Source organism: Bacillus sp. JJ1503 (assembly GCF_036965125.1).
In the GTDB taxonomy this organism is placed as follows: domain Bacteria; phylum Bacillota; class Bacilli; order Bacillales; family Cytobacillaceae; genus Cytobacillus.
In genome coordinates this window covers 1-7515 of the sequence record NZ_JBALOZ010000412.1, presented here as the reverse complement: position 1 = coordinate 7515, position 7515 = coordinate 1, and the positions used below count along the sequence as shown (strand labels likewise).

The 7515-nt window shown below is 39.1% G+C and carries 7 protein-coding genes; all 7 read left to right on the top strand.

Annotated features, from left to right (window positions below; all coding sequences use genetic code 11):
• Nucleotides 1-575 (top strand): thiamine pyrophosphate-dependent enzyme (locus V7149_RS24020; protein WP_335348092.1); only part of this gene is annotated, 575 nt, incomplete at its 5' end.
• 127 nt (nucleotides 576-702) lie between these two features.
• On the top strand, nucleotides 703-1653 hold the full coding sequence (gene nikB / locus V7149_RS24015) for a nickel ABC transporter permease (protein ID WP_335348091.1): 951 nt from the start codon (nucleotides 703-705) through the stop codon (nucleotides 1651-1653).
• A 15-nt stretch (nucleotides 1654-1668) separates the two neighbouring features.
• Nucleotides 1669-2568 carry an ABC transporter permease gene (locus V7149_RS24010; RefSeq protein ID WP_335348093.1) on the top strand — a complete coding sequence of 300 codons (900 nt, stop codon included), beginning with the start codon at nucleotides 1669-1671 and terminating at the stop codon, nucleotides 2566-2568.
• A gap of 22 nt (nucleotides 2569-2590) precedes the next feature.
• Nucleotides 2591-3604: an ABC transporter ATP-binding protein gene (locus V7149_RS24005; protein ID WP_335348090.1), complete on the top strand. Its 1014-nt coding sequence runs from the start codon at nucleotides 2591-2593 to the stop codon at nucleotides 3602-3604.
• The gene (locus V7149_RS24000; protein ID WP_335348089.1) at nucleotides 3585-4580 is read left to right on the top strand and encodes an ABC transporter ATP-binding protein; all 996 of its coding nucleotides are present in this window, start codon (nucleotides 3585-3587) and stop codon (nucleotides 4578-4580) included. The genes V7149_RS24005 and V7149_RS24000 overlap by 20 nt, the downstream gene beginning before the upstream one ends.
• A gap of 26 nt (nucleotides 4581-4606) precedes the next feature.
• Nucleotides 4607-5818: a M20 metallopeptidase family protein gene (locus V7149_RS23995; RefSeq protein ID WP_335348088.1), complete on the top strand. Its 1212-nt coding sequence runs from the start codon at nucleotides 4607-4609 to the stop codon at nucleotides 5816-5818.
• Nucleotides 5819-5864: 46 nt separating this feature from the next.
• Complete coding sequence (locus V7149_RS23990) at nucleotides 5865-7436, top strand: ABC transporter substrate-binding protein (protein ID WP_335348087.1); 1572 nt, start codon at nucleotides 5865-5867, stop codon at nucleotides 7434-7436.
• The last annotated feature ends 79 nt before the right edge of the window (nucleotides 7437-7515 follow it).

The window sequence follows — 7515 nt, the reverse complement described above, 5'->3', positions numbered from 1 at the left end:
AACATACAAATGAAAACGCTCTATTTGTTATTGATGCTGGAACTCAAAATCCATATATGGCTTCAGATTATGTCACTAAAAAATCAGGCAGGAGAACAGTTTTTGACCGTGGTCATGGAAATTTAGGCTACGCTTTATCAGCTGCAATAGGCGCACAAGTGGCAAGCCCACAATCAAAAGTATTCTCTATGTTTGGTGATGGAAGTTTCGCCATGTCTGTTGGTGAACTAGAAACTGCAAGCAGATTAGGGTTGCCAGTTGTCTTTCTTCTCTTCCAAAACAATAGTTACGGATGGATCAAAAAATTACACCAGCTTTATTATGATGAGCGCTATATCGGAGTTGATTTTAGTCAAATTAATGGGGCAAAAATTGCAGAGGGCTTTAATATTAGAAGCTTAAGAATTGATTCGAACGAAAAGCTCGAAGAAGGATTAAAGTGGGCAATCGACCAGCAAGGGCCTGTGTTTTTGGATATATTAATTGAACCGATTACGGATATTGTCCCGCCAGTGACAAATTGGAGAGAAGACAGCAAGCTTGATCCTTCCAAAAGAGAGGCACTTACTTACTAATCTCGTTATGGTCCTTTACTAGATGGACAGGGCCTCCTGGACATACTATGTAAAGGACTTTTACTTCATTATTATCTATACCAGGAATGTTTAACTGATGATTAAAAAACAAGGGGGTTAAACTTATATGATTTATTACATATTAAAGCGAATGTTTTCTCTCATCCCCGTCCTATTCGTGATTTCAGTAGTGATCTTCATGGTTATTCACTTAACACCTGGTGACCCTGCTTCTATCATGCTAGGAGAAGAAGCAACAGAAGATCAAATTAAGGAAATGCGTGAAGAACTTGGTCTTAATGCTCCTTTAATTCAGCAATATGCGGACTGGGTTATCAATGTTTTTAAAGGCGATTTAGGTACATCCTACTTTATGAAAGAGCCGGTAACAAGCGCTATCTTAAGCCATCTTGGACCAACCCTTTCACTTGCTATCTTAGGTCAAGTTGTGGCGCTGGTAATAGCCATCCCTGCTGGAATAATTGCAGCTAATCGAAGAGGATCCCTTACAGACCAGTCCTTAATGGGCTTTTCATTACTAGGAATGTCGGTTCCTAGTTTTCTGCTTGGATTATTTTTAATCTTAGTCGTTGGCGTTAAGCTGCAATGGCTGCCTATTGCAGGATATCAACCCTTAAGTTCTGGACTGTGGAACAGTTTGCAATACCTTATTTTACCTGCCATCGCATTGGGCGCCATTCAAGCAGCACTCATTGCTCGTATGACAAGGACATCAATGCTAGAGGTTCTAAATTCTAATTATATTAAAACTGCTCGAGCAAAAGGGGTAAAAGAACATATTATCGTGTACAAACATGCATTACGGAATGCATTTCTTCCAATTTTGACTGTAATTGGCCAGACATTTGGAACCTTAGTAGCTGGGGCAGTTGTTACCGAAACTATCTTTAATATCCCTGGTATTGGGCAAATGATCATAAATTCTATTGAAAGGCGCGATTATACAGTCATTCAGGGAGTTGTCTTATTTATTACCATTTCCTATGTTGTCATTAACTTAATTGTAGATTTGTTATATGCCTATATTGATCCTCGTGTCCGATTAGAGCGCAAGTAGGAAAGGAGTTTTGCTATTGTGGAAATTGAAAGCGTTTTAGAACACTCTACTGTCAAACACAAGCTTAAAAAACAACAAAGACAACTATTTATGCAGCGGCTTCTATCGAACAAACAAATACTTACCGGAGGCAGTTTATTACTCATCTTAATCATGATAACGGTCTTTGGTCCGCTACTAGTTCCGTTTAGTCCTTATCAAATGGAAGTGATGGATCGATTACTAGCTCCTAATGGATTGCATCTTCTAGGAACGGATGAATTTGGCCGAGATCTATTAACCCGCATTATTTATGGAGGCAGAATAACAATTGGTGTGGGCCTCTCGGTAGCATTAATATCTTCAGTCCTAGGTTTAATTGTTGGATTATATGCAAGCTACTATCGAGCGTTAGATCAAATTCTAATGAGAATCTGTGATGGTTTAATGGCTATTCCAGCAATTTTATTGGCCATTGCCTTAATGGCGGCATTAGGTCCAAATACTTTGAACGTTATTATTGCTCTAAGTATCGTTTTTACTCCATATATTGCTCGTGTCATTCGTTCATCTGCCTTGGTAGTTCGCGAACAAACTTATATAGAAGCAATGAGAGCACAAGGGGCAAGCAACTTGAGAATAATCTGGCGTCATATTATGCCTAATACCATCTCTCCTCTTGTAATTCAAGCAACGTTTATTTTTGCCGAAGCTATTATTATCGAAGCTGCTCTAAGCTTTTTAGGTGCTGGCGTCCCTGCTCCAGAGCCTAGTTGGGGAAGTATTTTACATGATGGAAAAACAGTAATATTTAATGCGTGGTGGATGACCGTTTTCCCAGGAATCACCATTGTAATGTCGGTTCTTGGATTAAATTTACTAGGTGATGGTCTCAGAGATTTAATTGATCCTCACACAAATCATGCAAAAAAATAACGATTCATAAGGGGTGATCAAAATGTCAGATGAACAGCATCTTTTACACGTACAAGATCTTAAAACCCATTTTCATACAGAACGTGGACGGGTCACTGCCGTTGATGGTGTCTCCTTCCATGTGAAGCAAGGAGAAATTTTAGGTGTAGTCGGTGAATCTGGTTGTGGGAAGAGTGTTACCTCTCAATCTATATTAAGATTATTTGATGAAAAAAACACCGTTCAATATGATGGTACGATCAATTTTAAAGGTAAAAATCTATTAAACCTATCAAAGTCAGAAATGCAGGAGATACGCGGGAATGATATAGCCATGATATTTCAAGATCCGCTTAGTTCATTAAACCCTGTCTATACGATCGGATTCCAAATTGCAGAGGCCATCCTTTTACATCAAAAAGTGACAAAGAAAGAGGCCTATGAAAAAGCAGTCGAAATGCTGAGATTGACTGGTATCCCCTCTCCAGAGAAACGAGTTAATGAATATCCTCACCAATTATCAGGAGGAATGCAGCAACGGGCCATGATCGCAATCGCCCTATCATGCCAGCCGCAATTATTAATTGCTGATGAACCTACTACAGCTCTTGATGTAACGATCCAAGCACAAATATTGGATCTTATTGTGAAATTAAATCGTGAGCTGCAAATGGGAGTTATCTTTATCACCCATGATTTAGGAGTAGTTTCAGAAATTTGTACAAGGGTGGTTGTGATGTACCTTGGGCAAATAGTGGAAGAAGCAGATACAGTAAGTCTTTTTGAAAATCCGCTTCATCCATATACAAGAGGTTTAATTAAATCTATTCCTCATCTAGATAGTGATCGTTCAAAGGACCTGCATGTAATTAAGGGTACAGTTCCTGCTTTAGATAACATTCCAAAAGGCTGCCGGTTCGCCCCTCGCTGCCCGCATGCCGATGCATTATGCAATGAAAACATGCCTGAGCTTACCTCTTTTCAAGGTTCCCAAAAAGTAAGATGCTGGCATGCAGATCAAATTATGGAGGGAAGTTATGTTAGTACAGGAACATGAAAATAAAACACCGCTTCTGGATATCCAAGGACTGAAAAAATATTACCCTGTTAAAGGATCATTAAAGAGTTTCGGAAAGGCAAAAGAACATATCAAAGCAGTAAACGATGTCTCCTTTCAACTATATGAAGGTGAGACTTACGGAATGGTAGGAGAATCTGGCTGCGGGAAAAGTACAACCGGAAGAACGATTTTAAGATTACTAGAACCAACCGTGGGAAAAGCCATTTATAAGAACCAAGATATTTTCCAGCTTGATAGCAGAAAGCTGCGCGACTTGCGCCAAGAAATGCAAATGGTCTTTCAAGATCCTTATTCATCTTTAAATCCAAGAATTAGAATTGGACACATCCTCGAAGAACCGCTAGCGATTCATTCAATTGGAAATAAAAAGGACCGTACCGAAATGGTTATGAACATCCTGGAAAAGGTAGGATTACGCGAAGATCAATACTATCGGTATCCACATGAATTCTCAGGCGGACAACGTCAGCGTATTGGGTTAGCAAGAGCCCTTATTATTAATCCGAAAATCGTCATTCTAGACGAGCCGGTTTCTGCACTTGATGTGTCTATTCAATCACAAATTATTAATTTATTAAAAGAACTACAAAGAGATTTAAAGCTCACCTATATCTTTATTTCGCATGATATCAGTGTTGTTCGGCATATTTGTGACCGAATCGGTGTTATGTACCTGGGCAAAATCATGGAAGAAGCACCAACGGATCAGCTTTTTGCTAATTCAAAACATCCCTATACCCAAGCTTTATTATCTGCTGTACCACAGTCTAATCCAAAATATAAGAAAGAAAGAATCATATTAAAAGGAGATATCCCCTCTCCTCTATCTCCGCCCTCGGGATGTGTTTTTCATACACGCTGCCCTTTTGTGAAAGATATTTGTAAACATCAGGAACCAATTAAAAAGGAAATTGGCGACCGTCATTTTGTTGCTTGCCACCTCCATTCCTAAAAATAATAATCTTGGGAGAGGATTAAATGGATATAAACAAGCTTTATACAGAGTTGGAATCGATATACCCAACATTAGTTGACATACGGCGTGATCTGCACAAACACCCAGAACTCTCATTTCAAGAAGTCCGCACACCAAAATTAATTGCAGACTACCTAACAGATTTAGGATTAGAAGTGAGGACAAATGTTGGAGGAAGAGGAGTTGTCGGTCTCTTAAGAGGAAAGCATAAGGGAAAAACAGTGGCCCTTCGCGCTGATTTCGATGCTCTTCCCATCCAAGATGAGAAAAATGTCAGTTATAAATCCCAAGTGCCTGGAGTTATGCATGCATGTGGCCATGATGGTCATACGGCAACCTTATTAGGAGTGGCAACGGTTTTAGCTAAATTCCGTGAAGAATTAGCAGGAAATGTCGTTTTTATTCACCAATTTGCAGAGGAATTAGTACCTGGTGGAGCTAAAGCGATGATTGAGGATGATTGCTTAAAAGGGGTCGATGTAATCTTTGGCACACATCTTCAAGGAGCTTTGCCATTCGGAAAGGTTTATTATCGCGAGGGCTACGCAATGGCAGCCTCTGATTTCTTTGAAATAAAAATATTTGGGAAGGGCGGGCATGGTGCCTCCCCTCATCTAACAGTAGACCCTTTAGTAACGGCAAGTCAAATCGTCCTAAATCTTCAGCAGATTATTAGCCGCCGAGTAGATCCAGTAAAGCCTGCTGTACTGACTGTTGGTAAATTACATTCTGGTACAGCGATGAATGTGATACCTGAAACGGCTGAAATGTCTGGAACAGTAAGATCCTTCGACCCTGAAACTAGAGATTTAATAGAGATGGATATAAAGAATATCGCAAATGCCGCTTGCCTTCAGAGCAGAGCAACTTGTGAAATTTCTTATATTCGCGGCTATGATGCCGTTTGGAATCATCCAAAGGAAACACAGTTTATTCGAAATATCGCAGTTGAGGTTGTTGGGACAGAAAATGTGATGGAAAGGAATTTAGCAATGGGCAGTGAGGATTTCACTTACTATCTTAAAGAAGTGCCTGGTACCTATTTTTTTGTAGGTGCAAGTTTAAGTGATTCAGCAAAGGTTTACCCACACCACCACCCGCGTTTTGACTTTGATGAAAAAACCATGCTAACGGCAGCAAAAATTTTAGTAACTTCTGTTATTAAATATAATGAGAAAACTAGCAACCAGATTAATAATTCAATAGAGGTTTAGTACAGTTTTATAAATTTAAAAAACAATTATTAAAGGGGGCTATTAAATGTTTAGAGCAAAGAATTGGATGCTAGCGATGATCATGCTAGTCGTTTTCATGTTAATTGGGTGTAGTTCGGATAAGACAAGTGAAACGAACGATGGAAAAGGTTCAAAAGCAGGAGGACAACTAAAGGTTGCATTGGTTACACAGCCGCCAACACTAGACCAGCCAACAACTACAGCTACAGTTAGTCGTGATACATCAAGAGTTATGTTTGAAACTCTTTTAACAACGAACTCAGAGTACAAAGCCGTTCCTATGCTAGCTGAATCGGTTGAATCAAGCGAAGATAATAAATCCTTTACCTTCCATTTAAGAAAAGGTGTTAAATTTCATAACGGAAAAGAAATGAAAGCAGAGGATGTTGTAGCCTCCATGAACCGCTGGATGGAGAAATCATCGATAACAGGTAAGATTTTTGATGGTGCGGTGTTCCAAGCAAAGGATGACTATACGGTTACATTGGAGTTAGCCCAGTCTTCCCCACTTGCTTTAGATACAATGGCCTCAGCCAAGATGGCGGCTGCGATTATGCCAAAGGAAATTGTTGAATCTGCCACTACTGAAGGAGTGTCTGAATACATCGGAACAGGTCCATATAAATTTGTTGAATGGAAACAGGATCAGTATATTCATTTCACTAAATTTGAAGAATACTCCCCTTCAGAATCAAAGTCTGATGGATTAGCAGGAAAGAAAGAAGCATTGGTGGACGATCTCTATTTCTATATCGTTCCAGATGCCTCCACAAGAATGGCTGGACTCCGCTCCGGTCAATATGATTTCGTCTATACAGTTCCTTTTGACAACTACTCACAATTAAAAAATGAAAAGAATCTGTATCCTGTTTTTGATACTTATGGGGAAATGCTGATGATTTATAATGAAAATCAAGGTTTATCAGCAAATGTAAAAATGCGTCAAGCTATAAATGCAGCCCTTGATATTGACAAAATTATGCTCGCCTCCTTTGCCGATGAAGACTTATACTGGCTACACCCAGGATATATGACGAATGTTGTAAGTAACTGGCACAGTGAAGCAGGAAAAGAGTTCTATAATCAAAAAGATACAGAGAAGGCAAAGAAATTATTAGGTGAATCTGGTTATAACAATGAAGAATTCAGAATTATGACAACTCGTGATTATCCTCAATTCTATAATGCGGCTGTTGTTATACAGGATCAATTAAAAGCAATAGGGATGAATGTAAAATTAGAGTTTTATGATTGGGCAACACTTTTAGATAAACAAAATAATCCTGGGGATTGGGATGCAGTTGTCACAGGATCCTCTACTGTAACAACCCCATCGCAGCTTGTGTCTTTAAGCCCTTCTTTTGCTGGCGGGATGCACGACCCTAAGATTACGGAACTGCTGCAAACTTTAGAAACCTCTACAAGCCAAGAGGAAGCAAAAAAGATTTGGGATCAATTACAACAATATGCATGGGAAAATCACGTTCCTGTAACGATTTTAGGGGGGTACAATAATTTATACGGAGCAGCCGATAAGGTAAAGGGAATTTCAACTCTGTCCGGACCTATTTATTGGAATACATCAGTGGAAAATTAATCAATTAAAAGGGTTAATCATATGGATGTAACAATCTATATGGTTAACCTAATTTTTTTAATACTATGAAGTATTATGT